Here is a 16,386-nt window from a genome sequence, read left to right on the forward strand (position 1 = left end):
GTGCCCGTGATTCCCGGAGAGATCCTGTTCGCCTCGGATCCGATCGTCTACAACGAGGGCCGTGAGGTCACCAGGCTCACCGTCCTCAACGCCGCCGACCGGCCCGTCCAGGTCGGCTCCCACTACCACTTCGCCGAGGCCAACCCCGGCCTGGAGTTCGACCGCGCCGCCGCGCGCGGCAAGCGGCTGAACGTCGCCGCCGGCACCGCCGTCCGTTTCGAGCCCGGGATCCCCGTCGACGTCGAACTCGTACCGCTCACCGGCGCCCGTGTCGTGCCCGGCCTGCGCGGGGAGACCGGAGGTGCTCTCGATGCCTGAGATCTCGCGTGCCGCGTACGCCGACCTGTTCGGCCCCACCACCGGAGACCGCATCCGGCTCGCCGACACCGATCTGCTCGTCGAGATCGAGGAGGACCGCTCCGGCGGGCCCGGACTCGCCGGGGACGAGGCCGTGTTCGGCGGCGGCAAGGTCATCCGCGAATCCATGGGGCAGGCGCGTGCTACGCGCGCAGAAGGCACCCCGGACACGGTCATCACCGGCGCGGTGATCATCGACCACTGGGGCATCGTCAAGGCCGACATCGGCATCCGTGACGGCCGGATCACCGGTATCGGCAAGGCCGGCAACCCCGACACCATGGACGGCATCCACCCCGACCTCGTCATCGGCCCCGAGACGGAGATCATCGCGGGCAACGGGCGGATCGTCACCGCGGGCGCCATCGACGCCCACGTCCACTTCATCTGTCCGCAGATCGCCGACGAGGCCCTGTCGTCCGGTGTCACGACCCTGGTCGGCGGCGGCACGGGACCGGCGGAGGGCTCGAAGGCCACGACCGTCACCCCCGGCCCGTGGCATCTCGCCCGGATGCTGGAGGCGATGGAGCAGTACCCGCTCAACATCGGCTTCCTCGGCAAGGGCAACACGGTCTCGCACGAGGCGATGCTGTCCCAGATCCGTGGGGGCGCCCTCGGCCTCAAGCTGCACGAGGACTGGGGTTCGACCCCGGCGGTCATCGACGCCTCCCTGACCGTCGCCGAACGGACCGGCATCCAGGTCGCCATCCACACGGACACCCTCAACGAGGCCGGTTTCGTGGGGGACACCCTCGCCGCGATCGCCGGACGTGGCATCCACGCGTACCACACCGAGGGAGCCGGCGGCGGCCACGCGCCCGACATCATGACCGTGGTCTCCGAGCCGCACGTCCTGCCCAGCTCCACCAACCCGACCCGCCCCTACACCGTCAACACCGCCGAGGAACACCTCGACATGCTGATGGTCTGCCACCATCTGAACGCGGCCGTGCCGGAGGACCTCGCGTTCGCTGAGTCCCGGATCCGGCCGTCGACCATCGGCGCCGAGGACATCCTGCACGACCTGGGCGCGATCTCGATCATCTCCTCCGACGCGCAGGCCATGGGCCGGGTGGGTGAGGTCGTCCTGCGGACCTGGCAGACCGCGCACGTGATGAAGAGGCGGCGGGGCGCGCTCCCCGGTGACGGGCGCGCGGACAACCGACGGGTACGGCGCTATGTCGCCAAGTACACGATCAACCCGGCGCTCGCGCAAGGGCTCGCCCGGGAGATCGGGTCCGTGGAGAGCGGGAAGCTCGCCGACCTCGTGCTGTGGGAGCCGGCGTTCTTCGGCGTCAAGCCGCAGGTCGTGATCAAGGGCGGACAGATCGCGTACGCGCAGATGGGCGACGCCAACGCCTCCATCCCCACGCCGCAGCCGATCCTTCCGCGTCCCATGTACGGGGCGATCGGGCGGGCCCCCGCCGCGAACTCGTTCAACTTCGTGGCGCCGCTCGCCATCGAGGACGGGCTGCCGGAGCGGCTGTCGCTGGGCAAACGGTTCGTGGCCATCGAGTCGACCCGGGGGGTCACCAAGGCCGACATGCGGGAGAACGACGCGCGGCCCGAGGTGCGCGTCGACCCCGACAGCTTCGCCGTGCACATCGACGGGGAGTTGGTGGAGGCCACGCCGGCCGCCGAACTGCCCATGGCCCAGCGTTACTTCCTCTTCTGATGTCCCGGGCGACTCTTCTCGTCCTGGCCGACGGCCGCTTTCCCGCCGGGGGGCACGCGCACTCCGGCGGGGCCGAGGCGGCCGTCAAGGCGGGATCGATCACCGGGGCGGAGGGGCTGGAGGCGTTCTGCCGGGGGCGTCTGCACACTGTCGGGCTGGTGTCGGCGTCTCTCGCGGCGGCCGCCGCGTCGGGCGTCGACCCGGTCGAGCTGGACGCGGCCGCCGACGCCCGTACGCCGTCGCTCGCCCTGCGGGTCGCCTCGCGGAAGCTGGGGCGGCAGTTGATGCGGGCGGCGCGGGCCACCTGGCCCTCCGGGGAACTGGACGAGGTGGCACGGGTGTTCCCCAAAGGGGCGCATCAGCCGGTCGTGCTGGGGGTGGCGGCCCGGGGCGCCGGGCTCGGCGCGGACGATGCCGCGTACTGCTCCGTGTACGAGAGCGTGAGTGGGGCGGCGAGTGCGACGGTGCGGTTGCTGAGTCTCGATCCGTTCGCCGCGACGGGGGTGTTGGCGCGGTTGGCTCCTGAGATGGATGCCGTGGTGGGGGCGGCGGTCGAGGCGGCGCGGGCGGCGCGGGTCGGTGGCGTGGGGGGTCTGCCGGCGGCTTCCGGGCCGTTGTCGGAGATCAGCGCGGAGGCGCATGCGGCTTGGCCGGTGCGGTTGTTCGCGTCCTGAGCCTGGCTCGCCCCCGCCGCCCCTACCCGTCCCGTCCTTCAGGGGCTGCGCCCCTGTGCCCCCCAGACGTCCGTCCGGTGGGGCTTCTCGCGCAGTTCCCCGCGCCCCTATAAGACCGCCGGGAACTGCGCGAGAAGCCCCACCCGCCCGCAACACCCGCCCTACCTGACCCATCCGAAGAAGGAGCCGCAGTCATGCATCTCGACCACACCCACTCCCACGACGGCCCCTCAGCCATCGGCGCGGACGCGCATCGGCCCGACGGCACCCGGCGTGCCCTGCGCGTGGGGCTCGGTGGGCCCGTCGGGTCCGGTAAGACGGCGACGGTCGCCGCGCTGTGCCGGGCGTTGCGGGACGAGTTGTCGCTCGCGGTCGTGACGAACGACATCTATACGCGGGAGGACGCCGAGTTCCTGCTGAAAGAAGCCGTGCTGCCGCCGGAGCGGATCACCGCCGTGGAGACGGGGGCGTGCCCGCACACGGCCATCCGGGACGACATCTCCGCGAACCTGGAGGCCGTGGAGGACCTGGAGGACGAGGTCGGTCCGCTCGACCTCATCCTCGTCGAGTCCGGCGGCGACAACCTCACCGCCACCTTCTCCAAGGGGCTTGTCGACGCGCAGATCTTCGTCATCGACGTGGCAGGCGGGGACGACATCCCCCGGAAGGGCGGGCCCGGTGTCACCACCGCCGACCTGCTCGTCGTCAACAAGACGGACCTCGCTCCGTACGTCGGGTCCGACCTCGCCCGGATGGCCGCGGACGCGAAGGCGCAGCGTGCGCAGCTGCCGGTGGTGTTCCAGTCGTTGCGCGGTGAGTCGGGGGTCGCGGAGGTCGCCGCCTGGGTGCGCGAGAAGCTCGCGGCGTGGACGGCATGACGGCGGTCCGAGGGGCTGCCGTGGACAGTGGCAGGGACCGGGACCGGGACCGGGACAGGGGCAGAGACAGGGACCGGGACAGAGGGACCACCGGCGTCAGGGCCACCGCGCGTATCGCGGCCCGCGTCGACGGGCGGGGCGGTACGGCCCTGCCCGTGCTGGAGAGCGACGGGCCCCTGGCGTTGCGCCGTACCCGGGGGAGGGGTGACGCGGCGCGGGTCATGCTGGTCGGGGCGATGAGCGGGCCGCTCGGCGGGGACCGGTTCGCCGTCGAGACGGAGGTCGGGGAGGAGGCCCGGCTGGACGTCGGGTCGGCCGCCGCGACGATCGCGTTGCCCGGACAGGCCAAGGGGGAGGCCCGCTACGACGTACGGATCGACGTGGCGGCCGGGGGCGAACTGCGGTGGCTTCCCGAGCAGTTGATCTCAGCCAAGGGCAGCGATCTGGCGGTGTCGACGCGGGTCGAACTCGCCGCCGGGGCGCGGTTGGTGTTCCGCGAGGAGCAGGTGCTCGGCCGGGCCGGTGAGGAACCGGGGCGGTTGCGGAGTCGGCTCACCGTGTTGCTCGACGGGCGGCCGTTGCTCGATCAGGAGGTGGCCTGCGGGCCCGGGGCGCCCGGCGGCTGGGACGGACCCGCGGTGCTGGGCGGACACCGGGCGGTGGGACAACTCCTCGTCGTACGACCGGAGTTCGTCGACAAGCAACCCGAGCCGAGGGTGCTGGCGGAGACCGCCGCGCTCACTCCGCTCGCCGGACCCGCCGTACTCGTCAGCGCGCTCGCGACCGACGCGTTGCGGCTGAGGCGTGTGCTCGACCAGGCCCTTGCCGAGTTGGACGGTTGAGCGGGCGGGCGTTCCGGCATCCGCTGAACGGGACTTTCCGCACCGGTTATCGGATTAGTAAAGAACGTGACGGCCCCCTGTTCCCAGGTGCCTCACAGGTACGAGGATCCCCGTGACCATTCGAAACTTCGAATCGATGTACGGGGAGTTCCCTCTTGAGAGGTATGAGGCCGACGAGAAGGGCGGGAGCGTTCGGCTCCGCCGGACTGCTCGTCACGGCGACCCTGATAGCCGGCGCCGTCACCGCGCCCGCGGCCGGCGCCGCGGACGGCGCGAGTGCGCGGGACCGCGAGGCCAAGGGTGTCGCCGTCGCCGCCGCGAAGGCGGCGAAGAAGGGCGTCACTTGGCAGGACTGCCCGGAGAGCTGGGGCCTGGAGAAGCCCATCCGGTGCGGCTGGGTCACCGTGCCGCTGGACTACGCCAAACCGAACGGCAAGCAGATCAAGCTCGCCGTGGACCGGATCGGCAACACCGGAACGAAGGAGGAGCGCCAGGGCGCGCTCGTCTACAACCCCGGCGGTCCGGGCGGCTCGGGCCTGCGCTTCCCGCGCCGGGTCACGACCAAGAACCCCTTGTGGGTCAACACGTCCAAGGCCTACGACTTCGTGGGCTTCGACCCGCGTGGTGTCGGCAAGTCGGCGCCCATCTCCTGTGCCGACCCCCAGGAGTTCGTGAAGGCGCCCAAGATGGACCCGGTCCCGGACTCCGAGGCCGACAAGCGCAAGCAGCGCAGGCTCGCGGCGAAGTACGCGGCCGGCTGCAAGGAGCGCAGCGGCGAGATGCTGCCGCACATGACGACCCCGAACACCGCGCGTGACCTGGACGTCATCCGGGCCGCCCTCGGGGAGAAGAAGCTCAACTTCCTCGGTGTCTCGTACGGTACGTACATCGGCGCCGTCTACGGCACCCTCTTCCCGAATCGCGTGCGCCGCATGGTCGTCGACAGCGTGGTGAACCCCTCCCGCGAGAAGATCTGGTACCAGGCCAACCTGGACCAGGACGTCGCCTTCGAGGGACGCTGGAAGGACTGGACGAAGTGGGTCGCGGCGAACGACGCGACCTACCACCTCGGTGACACCCAGGCGAAGGTGCAGGCGAACTGGCTGAACCTGCGCGCCACCGCGAAGAAGAACCCGCTCGGCGGGCTGGTCGGCCCGGCCGAGCTGATCTCCTTCTTCCAGAGCGCCCCGTACTACGACTCCGCGTGGGCGCCCACCGCCCAGGTGTGGAGCAAGTACGCCGCCGGTGACACCCAGGCCCTGGTCGACGCGGCCGCCCCGGACCTCGGCGACACCGTGGGCAACGCCGTCGCCGAGAACGGCAACGCCGTCTACACGGCGGTCGAGTGCACCGACGCCAAGTGGCCCACGAGCTGGAAGAAGTGGGACCGCGACAACACCAGGCTGCACAAGAACCATCCGTTCATGACCTGGGCCAACGCCTGGATGAACCTGCCGTGCGCCACCTGGCCGTCCAAGCAGTACACCCCGGTCGACGTGAAGACCAGGAAGGGCCTGCCGCCCGTCCTGATCGTCCAGTCCGAGCGGGACGCGGCCACGCCGTACGAGGGCGCCGTCGAGCTGCACAAGCGGTTCAAGGGCTCCCGGCTGATCACGGAGAGGAAGGCCGGCTCCCACGGAGTCACCGGCCTGGTCAACCCGTGCGTCAACGAGCGCGTGGACACCTACCTGCTCACCGGCGAGGTGGGCAAGGCCGACGTGACGTGCGCCCCGCACGCCACGCCGACCCCGTAGGCCCCCTAGAGGCCGTAGAGGCCGTAGAGGCCGTAGGGGCCGTAGGGACGTGACAGCGGCGAGGGGCGACCGTCGATGACGGTCGCCCCTCGCTCATGCGCTCAGGCCTGTCGTCCCGCCAGCCAGGCGTCCTCCGCCGCGTAGTCGAAGAGGTCCCCGTACGCCTCGGCCATCCGGGGGTAGGCCTCCCGCCAGTCCCGTCCGCCCGCGAGCCGGCCCTCGATCCAGGCGACCGTCTCCGGCAGTGACTCCGCGTACCGGACCACCGGCCGGTAGCCCAGCTCCCGCTCGGCCGCCGACATGTCGCACACCACGGGCACCGGCACGGACCACGGGGTGCCTCCCACCGTGGGCGACGGGGCGGGGCCGTCGACGAGCACGTTCTGCGTCCGGACGCCCATCACCGCGTCGATGGCGGTGGCGATCTCCACGACGGTGGGTGCGTCGGGGTCGACCGCGTTCAGCGCCCGTGAACCGGGCCGGGCGGCGGCCAGCCGGATCAGCTCGGCGATGTTGTGGACGCTCGCCGGATGGAAGCGGCTCGCACCGCCGTACGCGAGGACCCGACGCTCTCTGCCGTCCAGGTTGCGCTTCACGAAGTACAGCTCGCGCGGGGTACGGCAGTGCGGCCCGTGAACGGCGCCCGCGCGCAGCAGGGTCGTGGGCAACCGGTCGCCACCGGCGAGGAGTTCACGCTCCAGGCCCGCCTTGCGGGTGCTGTACGAGGTGTCGCCCGGCCGGATGGTGCGCCGGCTCTCGGGCAGGGGCAGCGGGTACTCGGGGAAGCCGCCCGGCTCCGCCTGGGTGTCGAAGTTGCGGCCCTTGTCGTCCTCGTACACCGAGACGCTGGAGACGACGACCGCCGAGCCCACCCGGTCGGCCAGCGACAGCAATTGCCGGGCGTGTTCGGGACCGTAGGCGACCATGTCCACCAGCACGTCGCAGCCGTCACCGACCGCGGCCGCGAGCGCCGCGTCGTCGCTCCGGTCGGCGGAGACGGTCCGTACCTCCTCGGGCCAGCCGTCGTCCCGGCCGCCGCCCCGCGAGACGGCCGTCACCGCCCATCCGTCGCCCGCCAGCGCGCCCACGGCCACCCGGCCGATCTGTCCCGTCGCTCCGACCACCACAGCACGTCGTGTCATGGCCCCGACCGTACGACGCCCAGGTGCCGAGCGCCGGGACGCTCTGCTACCGGCAGAGCACCATGCCGCCCTGCCGCCGGCAGGACAACCCTGTTGCCCTGCCACCGGGACCCCCGGAAGCCTGGACGCTGTCCGCCGTGATCAGGCCCCGACTCGGTGTGATCCGCCGGGGTCCGCTCAACTCAGCGGCAGGCGCGGGAACTTGCGTTCCTTCGCAGCGGCGGCCTCCTCCGCCTTCACGACGGCCGCGTACTGGTCGACGTACTCCTGCTCGGAGAGCGTGAGGATCGCGTACATGATCTCGTCGGTGATGGCCCGCAGCACGGCCTTCTCGTTCTCCATGCCCTCGTAGCGGGAGAAGTCGAGGGGCTTGCCGAAGCGGATGACGACGGGGTGGATGTTGGGGATGACCTTGCCCGGGGGCTGGGCCTCGAAGGTGCCGATCATGGCGCACGGGATGACGGGCACGCCGGCCTTGAGCGCCATGACCGCGACGCCGACCTTGCCCTTGTAGAGGCGGCCGTCGTGCGAGCGGGTGCCCTCCGGGTAGATGCCGAGGAGTTCGTCCTTGCTCAGCACGCCGAGCCCCTCGCGGATGGCGGCCTGGCCCGCCTCCTTGCCGGAGCGGTCGACCGGGATCTGCCCGACGCTGTGGAAGAAGAACGCCGTCAACCGGCCCTTGAGCCCCGGGCCGGTGAAGTACTCGGCCTTCGCCAGGAAGGTGATGCGGCGCTTGAGGATCGCGGGCATCAGGAAGTGGTCCGAGAAGGACAGATGATTGCCCGCGACGATGGCGGCGCCCGACGACGGCACGTTTTCGAGGCCCTCGATGCGAGGCCGGAAGACCAGTCTCAGCAGGGGTCCCAGAAGCACGTACTTGAGCAGGTAATAGAACACGGCGTCTCCCTCGCGCTACCGGATCGGCTCTGTGGACGTGTTCGGACTCACGAGGACTCCTCGCTGACACCGCTGACGCTGCGTCAGGCGCATGAGCGCTGGTGGGCCGCGTCCTGCGTGTCGACGATTGATCGTAGCCCCACGTGCCACGTCACCGGGAGGAGGCCGGAGGAAACCGAACAGCGTGAGCGTCCCGCACATGGCGGACCGGCGGTCATGGAAGGACGGGTCGCGGCACGGCGGCCGCTCGCTCGACCCGCCCGTCACCGGGCCCCGCGGGCGATCGGTGCCGTCCGTACCCGCCCCCGGCCGGCGGCCACCCTCTCGGCCCCGATCCGGGGCAGCCATGAAAGGGCTTCCCCCCACCCCGTACGCCTGGGTCTCGGCGGCACGTCGTCGATCGCGCTCTCCTTGGGCCGCGTGGGTGACTCGCCGCCCCCGCCCAGCTCGTCGGACAGGCAGGCGAGGTACACGGCCATGGTGGTGCGGTGGTCGCGCGGCGGTCGGCCGGTGAGCTGCTCGATCTTCTGCATGCGGTAGGCCACGGTGTTCCGGTGGACGTGCAGCGCCTCGGCCGCCCGGACGAGATGGAAGCCGCCCTCGCCCACGCGGTGACCGTGTCGCGGAGCACCGGCCGTTCCGGCTGCTCCCGCGGCTCCGCGGCCGTCACCGCGAGCAGCCGTCCGCGGGTCGGCTGGCCCACCGCCGCCAGGAGCTGGTGGATCCGCAGATCGGCGATCAGACGGACCGGGGCGCCGCCCGCCCCGCGGACGGTCGGGCGCCCGGCCGAACCGCTCGTCCGCCGGGCGGTCAGGTGGAGCGCGTCGCACGCGTCCTGGCAGGAGCCGTGGAAGTGGTGTCCCGCGCCCCTTTCGGGGCGCGGGCGGGCGGACTCCGAGTCTCAGGAGCCCTCCTTCAGTACCTCCCCCAACGTCCCCAGCGCCGACCGGAGTTCCGTCCCCGTGATCGTCAGGGGCGGAGCCAGGCGGATGGTCGAGCCATGGGTGTCCTTGACCAGGATGCCGCGCTCCATGAGCCGGTGACTGATCTCGCGGCCCGTGCCGAGCGCGGGGTCGACGTCGACACCCGCCCACAGTCCGCGCGCCCGGAAGCCGACCACGCCCCGGCCGACCAGTTCCGTGAGCCCCTCCCGCAGCACCCCGCCCAGTTCGGTGGCCCTGAGCTGGAACTCCCCGGTGCGCAGCAGCTCGACCACCGCCGAACCGACCGCCGCGGCCAGGGGATTGCCGCCGAACGTCGAGCCGTGCTCGCCGGGACGCAGGACCGACAGCACCTCACGGCGGGCCACCACCGCCGACACCGGCACGATGCCGCCGCCGAGCGCCTTGCCGAGCAGGACGGCGTCGGGCAGGACGTCCTCGTGCTCGACGGCGAGCGTGCGGCCCGTGCGGCCGAGACCCGACTGGATCTCGTCCGCGACGAAGAGACAGCCGGTGCGCCGGGTCAGCTCGCGGACCCCGCGCAGATAGCCGTCGTCGGGGATGAGGACACCCGCCTCGCCCTGGATGGGCTCGATGAGCACCGCGGCCGTCGTCTCGTCGATCGCCGCCTCCAGCGCGGCGAGGTCGTTGTACGGGACCACCCGGAAGCCCGGCGTGAACGGCCCGAACCCGTCGCGGGCCACCGGGTCCGTGGAGAAGCTGACGATGGTCGTCGTACGGCCGTGGAAGTTGTCGGCGGCGACGACGATCGTGGCTTGGTCGGCGGGGACGCCCTTCACCTCGTACGCCCACTTGCGGGCCACCTTGATCGCGCTCTCCACCGCCTCGGCGCCCGTGTTCATCGGCAGCACCATGTCCAGGCCGGTCAGCTCGGCCAGCGACTCGGCGAACTCGGCGAGACGGTCGTTGTGGAAGGCCCGCGAGGTGAGGGTGAGGGTGTCGAGCTGGCGGTGCGCGGCCTCGATCAGCGCCGGGTGGCGGTGGCCGAAGTTGAGGGCGGAGTAGCCGGCCAGCATGTCCAGATAGCGGCGGCCCTCGACGTCCTCGACCCAGGTGCCCTCGGCGCGGGCGACGACCACGGGCAGCGGGTGGTAGTTGTGCGCGAGGACGGGCTCCTCGGCGCGGATCAGGTCGGCCGACGAACGCGCGCGGACGGGAGCGGTCATGAGCGGATCTCCTGAGTGACGCACTTGATGCCGCCGCCGGCCTTCTGGAACTCCGACAGGTCGACGGGGACGGGGACGTAGCCCTGGCGGGCGAGCTGGTCGGCGAGTTCCTTGGCCCGGGGCGAGATGAAGACATGGCGGCCGTCGGACACCGAGTTCAGGCCGAAGGCCATGGCGTCCTCGCGGGTGGCGATCACCGCGTCCGGGTAGAGGCGGGCGAGGACCGCGCGGCTGCCGGGTGAGAACGCCTCCGGGTAGTACGCGATGTTGCCCGCGGCGCCGTCGCTCCCGTCCTCCAGGACGAACAGCGCCGTGTCCAGATGGTAGAAGCGCGGGTCCACCAGCTGGAGGCTGATCACGGGGACGCCGAAGAACTCCTGCGCCTGGCGATGCGCGTCACGGGTGGTGCGGAAGCCGGTCCCGGCGAGCAGATAGCGACCGGTGGGCACCAGATCGCCCTCTCCCTCGCACACCGACTCGGAGCGGAACACCTCGTACCCGGCGCTCTTGAACCAGGCGTCGTAGGCGGTGGACTCGGGGCGCCGCTCGGGCGCGTGGAACAGCGAGCCGAGGACGCGGCCGCCGAGGACGAGCGCGCAGTTGGCGGCGAACACCATGTCCGGCAGCGCCGCCACCGGCTCCACGGTGTCCACGGTGTGACCATGGGACCGATAGGCGCGGATCAGCTCCTGCCACTGATCCTGGGCCAGGTCGACGTCCACGGGGGTGTCCGGATGCATCCAGGGATTGATCGAGTACTGCACGGCGAAGTGTCTGGGTTCGCAGACGAGAAAGCGCCGAAGGCGCGGCACACGGCTGTCGGGCACAGAGGGTTTCTCCGCTTCCTGACGGTGTCGACGGGGATGACACCACGGTAGGAATCGGGACCGGCGCACGACAAGAAACGAACGTTGCGTGTTCACGCAGTAATCCTGCGTAGAGAACCGGCTCAGCGCAGGTTCGCTGCGTCCTGCGTCGCCCCGGCCTCCGGAGCCTCCGGCAGCAGGTGCGACAGCACCATGTAGCTGATCGTCTTCCGGATGAACGGCTCGGTGCGGATCCGCTCCAGCACCTCCTCGAAATGCTCCACGTCCACCGCCCGCACGTGCAGCAACGCGTCGGCGCCACCGGTCACCGTCATCGCCGCCGTGATCTCCGGATGGTTGCGCACCACCTCCGCGAGCCGCCGGGGCGGCGCCGCGCCCTCGCAGTACACCTCCACGTACGCCTCCGTGCGCCAGCCGAGCGCCGCCGGCTGCACCGTGGCCGTGAAGCCGGTGATCACCCCGGTCTCCCGCAACCGGTCCACCCGCCGCTTGACCGCGGTGGCCGAAAGGCCGACGGTCGCGCCGATCTCGGCGAAGCTGGTCCTCGCGTTCGCCATCAACGCTGTGATGATCTTGCGATCGAGCTCGTCGAACGCCGCGGACTTGCTGTTCATGCGGGCACTGTATCCAGCGGGAGGCCCCCGCGACCCCCAGCGCCGAGGCCTCCGGCGCGCGGCCGTGTGCAGGCGTGCGAATTGCTCCTACACTCCACGTTCATGCTGCGCGCGCTCGCCGTCGATGACGAGAAACCCTCCCTGGAGGAGCTGCTGTACCTGCTGAACGCGGATCCACGGGTCGGCAGCGCCGAGGGCGCGAACGACGCCACCGAGGCACTGCGGCGGATCAACCGCGCCCTGGAGTCCGGCCCCGACGGGCCCGAGGCGATCGACGTCGTCTTCCTCGACATCCAGATGGCCGGCCTCGACGGCCTCGACCTCGCCCGCCTCCTCACCGGCTTCGCCCGGCCCCCGCTCGTCGTCTTCGTCACCGCGCACGAGGGCTTCGCCGTCCAGGCCTTCGACCTCAAGGCCGTCGACTACGTCCTCAAACCCGTACGCCGGGAACGCCTCGCCGAGGCGATCCGCCGGGCCGTCCAGCTCCGCGAGGCGACCACGGCACCGGCCCCGCCGATACCGGTCCACGAACCCGACCCCGACCAGATACCCGTCGAGCTCGGCGGGGTGACCCGCTTCGTCACCGTCGACGACATCACCCACGTCGAGGCCCAGGGCGACTACGCCCGACTGCACACCCCGCAGGGCAGCCACCTCATCCGCATCCCCCTCTCCACCCTCGAAGAGCGCTGGCGCGCACGCGGGTTCGTCCGCATCCACCGCCGCCATCTCGTCGCCCTGCGCCACGTCGGCGAACTCCGCCTGGACGCGGGCACGGTCAGCGTCCTCGTCGGCTCCGTGGAACTCCAGGTCAGCCGCCGTCACGCCCGCGAGCTGCGCGATCTGCTGATGCGCCGGACCACGGGCTGAGGAGCCACCATGCCGAGCGACCCCACCGAACGCCGTGTCGTCGTCACCGGAGTGCCCCGCCGTACCCCGCGCCCGTCCGGCCACCAGCGCCCCCGCACCGAGATCGACGAACAGACCACCCTCGGCCACACCTACGTCCGCTCCCTCATGCGCAGCCAACTCCGCGCCGCCCTCGCCGTGTTCGCGGTCCTGGTCCTGCTGGTCGCCCCGCTGCCCCTGGTCTTCGCCGCGATGCCGGACGGCGCCGGCCTGGAGTGGGCCCTCCTCGGCTTCGGCGTCTACCCCCCGCTGGTCCTCCTCGCCCGTCGGCACGTGCGCCGCGCCGAACGCAACGAACAGGACCTCGTCCGCCTCGTCGAGGACCGCTGAGGCGAACCACCGAGGCGACGCGAGCAGTGAACCCGTGAACGAGGAGACCGGAAGCAAGGCATGAACGAGAACTACGCCGTTCCCGCGGTCGCCCTCGTCGTCGTGGCGACCGTCTTCGTCGGCGCCTTCGGCCTGCGCATCTCCCGCACCACCTCCGACTTCTACGTCGCCTCCCGGACCGTCGGACCCCGCCTCAACGCGGCCGCGATCAGCGGCGAGTACCTCTCCGCCGCCTCCTTCCTCGGTATCGCCGGCCTCGTCCTCGTCCAGGGCCCCGACATGCTCTGGTACCCGGTCGGCTACACCGCCGGCTACCTCGTCCTCCTGCTCTTCGTCGCCGCCCCGCTGCGCCGCTCCGGCGCGTACACGCTGCCCGACTTCGCCGAGGCCCGGCTCGCCTCCAAAACCGTACGACGGCTCGCGGGGGCCTTCGTCGTCGGCGTCGGCTGGCTCTACCTCCTGCCCCAACTGCAGGGCGCCGGACTGACGTTGAACGTGCTCACCGACGCCCCCGAGTGGCTCGGCGGTGTCATCGTCGCCGTCGTCGTCTCCGCCACCGTCGCCGCCGGCGGTATGCGCAGCATCACCTTCGTCCAGGCCTTCCAGTACTGGCTCAAGCTCACCGCCCTCCTCGTCCCCGCCCTCTTCCTGGTCCTCGCCTGGCAGGGCGACGGCGCCCCCCGGCACGCCTTCGACGAGCCCGCGACCTTCCGCGAACAACGCGTCGTCCGCGTCGACGAGACCCTCGACCTGAAGCTCGGCGGCCCGCTCACCGTCACCGCCACCGGCACCATCGACGGCCGCCGCTACGACAACCGGCGCGTGGACCTGCCCACCGGCACCCACCGCATCGACCGGGGCACCCGCCTGACCTTCACCGAGGGCGACCCCGTCCCCGTCGCCGACCGAGGCACCAACGGCGGCATGTCCACCTCGCTCGCCGCCGGCCGCGAGGAACGCCCCCTGTACGCCACCTACGGGCTGATCCTCGCCACCTTCCTCGGCACCATGGGCCTGCCCCACGTCGTCGTCCGCTTCTACACCAGCCCGGACGGTGTCGCCGCCCGCCGCACCACGGTCGTCGTCCTCGGCATGATCGGCGCCTTCTACCTCCTCCCCCCGATCTACGGAGCACTCGGCCGCCTCTACGCCCCCGACCTCACCCTCACCGGCGACGCCGACGCGGCCGTCCTCCTGCTCCCGGACCGCATGATCGGCGGCCTCGGCGGCGACCTGCTCGGCGCGCTGGTCGCGGGCGGCGCCTTCGCCGCCTTCCTGTCCACCGCCTCAGGACTGACCATGGCCGTCGCCGGCGTGCTCACCCAGGACGTGCTGCCCGCCCGGGGCGTACGGCACTTCCGGCTCGCCGCGGTCCTCGCCATGGCGGTGCCGCTCGCCGCGAGCGTCCTGGTCGGCGGGCTGCCCGTCGCCGACGCGGTCGGCCTCGCCTTCGCCGTCTCGGCCTCCTCGTTCTGCCCGCTGCTCGTCCTCGGCATCTGGTGGCGGCGCCTCACCCCGCCGGGTGCCGCGGCCGGCATGCTCGTCGGAGGCGGAGCGGCCCTCCTCGCGGTCGCCGCGACCATGGCCGGTTATCCCGGCACCGGCACCCTGCACGCCCTGCTGGCCTGGCCCGCCCTCTGGTCCGTACCGCTGGGCTTCCTCACGATGGTCCTGGTGTCCCTGGCCACCCCCGGCAAGGTCCCGCCCGAGACACCGGCGATCCTGGCCCGCTTCCACCTCCCGGAGGAACTCGTCGGCGGCCGGACCCGCGCGGCGACCAAGGAGATCGAACTGTGGCGGCGGTGAGGGGCACCGCGCCGGGGACGGCGGCCGGACCGACCGACCTGACGCGGCACGAGAAAACGAGAAGGGAACCCACGGCCGGTGAGCGGTGTACCACATGCGGGAGGTGAGCGATGAGCGGTGAAGTGACCGGCTTCCTGGCCGGGTTCTGCGTGGCCGTGCTCCCGCTGCTCGCGGCCGGCTTCTGGCTCGGCCGCCGTACGGCACACCCACGCAACAGCCTCGGCGGGCTCGGCACACCCGTCGAGCACGCCACCTTCCAGACCCTGCACACCGCCACCCTCGCCGCGCCCCCGCTGCGCGCCGGCCTCACGGAGGAGACGGCCCGCAGATCGGCCAAGCGGCTGCGCACCCTGCTCGGCACGGACGCGCTCTGCCTCACCGACCACGAGTCGGTCCTCGCCTGGGAGGGCGTCGCGGAGCACCACCGCGCCGAGATCATGGGACGCCTGGCGGGCCCCCTGGAGACCGGCCGGGGCGAGGCCTTCCGGCTGACCTGCGACATCATCGACTGCCCCGTGCGCTGGGCGGTGGTCGCCCCCCTCACGGTCGACGACCGCGTCCACGGGGCGCTCGTCGCCTGCGCGCCCCGCGAGTCCGCCGTCCTCGTCCGGGCGGCCGGCGAGGTCGCCCGCTGGGTCTCCGTCCAGCTCGAACTGGCCGATCTCGACCAGTCCCGCACCCGCTTGATCGAGGCCGAGATCAAGGCCCTGCGCGCCCAGATCTCCCCGCACTTCATCTTCAACTCGCTCGCGGTGATCGCCTCGTTCGTCCGCACCGACCCCGAGCGCGCCCGCGAGCTGCTGCTGGAATTCGCCGACTTCACCCGCTACTCGTTCCGCAGACACGGCGACTTCACCACCCTCGCCGACGAACTCCACGCCATCGACCACTACCTGGCACTGGTCCGGGCCCGCTTCGGCGACCGGCTCTCGGTCACGCTCCAGATAGCCCCCGAGGTCCTGCCGGTCACCCTGCCCTTCCTGTGCCTCCAGCCCCTCGTGGAGAACGCGGTGAAGCACGGCCTCGAAGGCCGTTCCGTGACCGCCGCGGGCAAGAGCCACATCAGCATCACCGCGCAGGACGCCGGAGCCGAGGCGCTCGTCGTCATCGAGGACGACGGCGTCGGCATGGAACCCGACGTGCTCCGCCGCATCCTCGCCGGCGAGACCAGCCCCTCCGGCGGCATAGGCCTCAGCAACGTCGACGAGCGGCTCCGCCAGGTGTACGGCGACGACCACGGCCTGGTCATCGAGACCGCGGTGGGCGCGGGCATGAAGATCACCGCCCGGCTGCCCAAATACCAGCCGGGCGTACACCCGGACGGGGGAATACCCCGGACCTGAGGATCACCGCGGCTCGACCCATGGGTTGAGCCGACGGCTGCGCCTCAGGTGCGCGACGCCACCATGCCCAGCGTCAGCAGGCCCAGGACGACCCAGCCGAACCACAGCCAGCCGTTGCTGCCGAGGGTCACCGAGTAGGCAGTCACCATGACCAGCCCACCGACGGTGAGCACCCCCATGGCCTTCGTCGAACCGGGCATCGCGACACCC

General features: G+C 71.7%; 17 protein-coding genes. 10 read left to right on the forward strand and 7 right to left on the reverse strand.

All coding sequences use genetic code 11. The features are described from left to right. Positions 1-6: 6 nt before the first annotated feature. From K1J60_RS38240 to K1J60_RS38265, 6 genes are all read left to right on the forward strand, one after another. A complete protein-coding gene (locus K1J60_RS38240) occupies positions 7-318 on the forward strand; it encodes an urease subunit beta (protein WP_033529028.1) in 312 nt (103 codons plus the stop codon). Further along, positions 311-2,032 (forward strand): urease subunit alpha, encoded by a 1,722-nt coding sequence (locus tag K1J60_RS38245; protein ID WP_220650211.1) that lies wholly within the window; start codon positions 311-313, stop codon positions 2,030-2,032. Before K1J60_RS38240 ends, K1J60_RS38245 begins: the two co-directional genes overlap by 8 nt. After that, positions 2,032-2,706, forward strand: a complete 675-nt coding sequence (locus K1J60_RS38250) for an urease accessory protein UreF (protein WP_220650212.1) — start codon at positions 2,032-2,034, stop codon at positions 2,704-2,706. The genes K1J60_RS38245 and K1J60_RS38250 overlap by 1 nt, the downstream gene beginning before the upstream one ends. Positions 2,707-2,900: 194 nt before the next feature. After that, on the forward strand, positions 2,901-3,584 hold the full coding sequence (gene ureG / locus K1J60_RS38255; RefSeq protein ID WP_033529031.1) for an urease accessory protein UreG: 684 nt from the start codon (positions 2,901-2,903) through the stop codon (positions 3,582-3,584). Then, positions 3,572-4,426: an urease accessory protein UreD gene (locus K1J60_RS38260; protein ID WP_398683885.1), complete on the forward strand. Its 855-nt coding sequence runs from the start codon at positions 3,572-3,574 to the stop codon at positions 4,424-4,426. The genes ureG and K1J60_RS38260 overlap by 13 nt, the downstream gene beginning before the upstream one ends. A 164-nt stretch (positions 4,427-4,590) precedes the next feature. After that, a complete protein-coding gene (locus K1J60_RS38265) occupies positions 4,591-6,180 on the forward strand; it encodes an alpha/beta hydrolase (RefSeq protein ID WP_220650213.1) in 1,590 nt (529 codons plus the stop codon). A 101-nt stretch (positions 6,181-6,281) separates the two neighbouring features. Here K1J60_RS38265 and K1J60_RS38270 read toward each other — a convergent pair whose 3' ends face one another. The 6 genes from K1J60_RS38270 to K1J60_RS38295 form a co-directional block, all read right to left on the reverse strand. Next, positions 6,282-7,307: an NAD-dependent epimerase/dehydratase family protein gene (locus K1J60_RS38270; protein WP_220651883.1), complete on the reverse strand. Its 1,026-nt coding sequence runs from the start codon at positions 7,305-7,307 to the stop codon at positions 6,282-6,284. A gap of 192 nt (positions 7,308-7,499) precedes the next feature. Continuing rightward, complete coding sequence (locus K1J60_RS38275; protein ID WP_220650214.1) at positions 7,500-8,219, reverse strand: lysophospholipid acyltransferase family protein; 720 nt, start codon at positions 8,217-8,219, stop codon at positions 7,500-7,502. A 263-nt stretch (positions 8,220-8,482) separates the two neighbouring features. Further along, entirely contained in the window at positions 8,483-8,827 is a 345-nt protein-coding gene (locus K1J60_RS46350) for a helix-turn-helix domain-containing protein (protein ID WP_259408088.1), read from the reverse strand. A gap of 293 nt (positions 8,828-9,120) precedes the next feature. After that, positions 9,121-10,347 carry an ornithine--oxo-acid transaminase gene (gene rocD / locus K1J60_RS38285; protein ID WP_259408089.1) on the reverse strand — a complete coding sequence of 409 codons (1,227 nt, stop codon included), beginning with the start codon at positions 10,345-10,347 and terminating at the stop codon, positions 9,121-9,123. Beyond that, entirely contained in the window at positions 10,344-11,174 is an 831-nt protein-coding gene (ddaH, locus tag K1J60_RS38290) for a dimethylargininase (protein ID WP_220650215.1), read from the reverse strand. The genes rocD and ddaH overlap by 4 nt, the downstream gene beginning before the upstream one ends. A 122-nt stretch (positions 11,175-11,296) precedes the next feature. Beyond that, positions 11,297-11,788, reverse strand: coding sequence for an Lrp/AsnC family transcriptional regulator (locus tag K1J60_RS38295; protein ID WP_220650216.1), 492 nt, complete (start codon positions 11,786-11,788; stop codon positions 11,297-11,299). Between the two features lie 102 nt (positions 11,789-11,890). Here K1J60_RS38295 and K1J60_RS38300 point away from each other — a divergent pair, with 102 nt between their 5' ends. From K1J60_RS38300 to K1J60_RS38315, 4 genes are all read left to right on the forward strand, one after another. Then, positions 11,891-12,658, forward strand: a complete 768-nt coding sequence (locus K1J60_RS38300) for a LytR/AlgR family response regulator transcription factor (RefSeq protein ID WP_220650217.1) — start codon at positions 11,891-11,893, stop codon at positions 12,656-12,658. Between the two features lie 9 nt (positions 12,659-12,667). Then, positions 12,668-13,027, forward strand: a complete 360-nt coding sequence (locus K1J60_RS38305) for a hypothetical protein (protein ID WP_033529043.1) — start codon at positions 12,668-12,670, stop codon at positions 13,025-13,027. Positions 13,028-13,087: 60 nt separating this feature from the next. After that, positions 13,088-14,833 carry a sodium/solute symporter gene (locus tag K1J60_RS38310; RefSeq protein ID WP_220650218.1) on the forward strand — a complete coding sequence of 582 codons (1,746 nt, stop codon included), beginning with the start codon at positions 13,088-13,090 and terminating at the stop codon, positions 14,831-14,833. Positions 14,834-14,955: 122 nt separating this feature from the next. Then, positions 14,956-16,176, forward strand: a complete 1,221-nt coding sequence (locus tag K1J60_RS38315) for a sensor histidine kinase (RefSeq protein ID WP_220651885.1) — start codon at positions 14,956-14,958, stop codon at positions 16,174-16,176. 44 nt (positions 16,177-16,220) lie between these two features. Here K1J60_RS38315 and K1J60_RS38320 read toward each other — a convergent pair whose 3' ends face one another. Continuing rightward, a complete protein-coding gene (locus K1J60_RS38320) occupies positions 16,221-16,376 on the reverse strand; it encodes a hypothetical protein (RefSeq protein ID WP_220650219.1) in 156 nt (51 codons plus the stop codon). Positions 16,377-16,386 lie beyond the last annotated feature (10 nt).

The sequence above is a fragment of the Streptomyces akebiae genome, from assembly GCF_019599145.1.
Classification (GTDB): Bacteria; Actinomycetota; Actinomycetes; order Streptomycetales; family Streptomycetaceae; genus Streptomyces; species Streptomyces akebiae.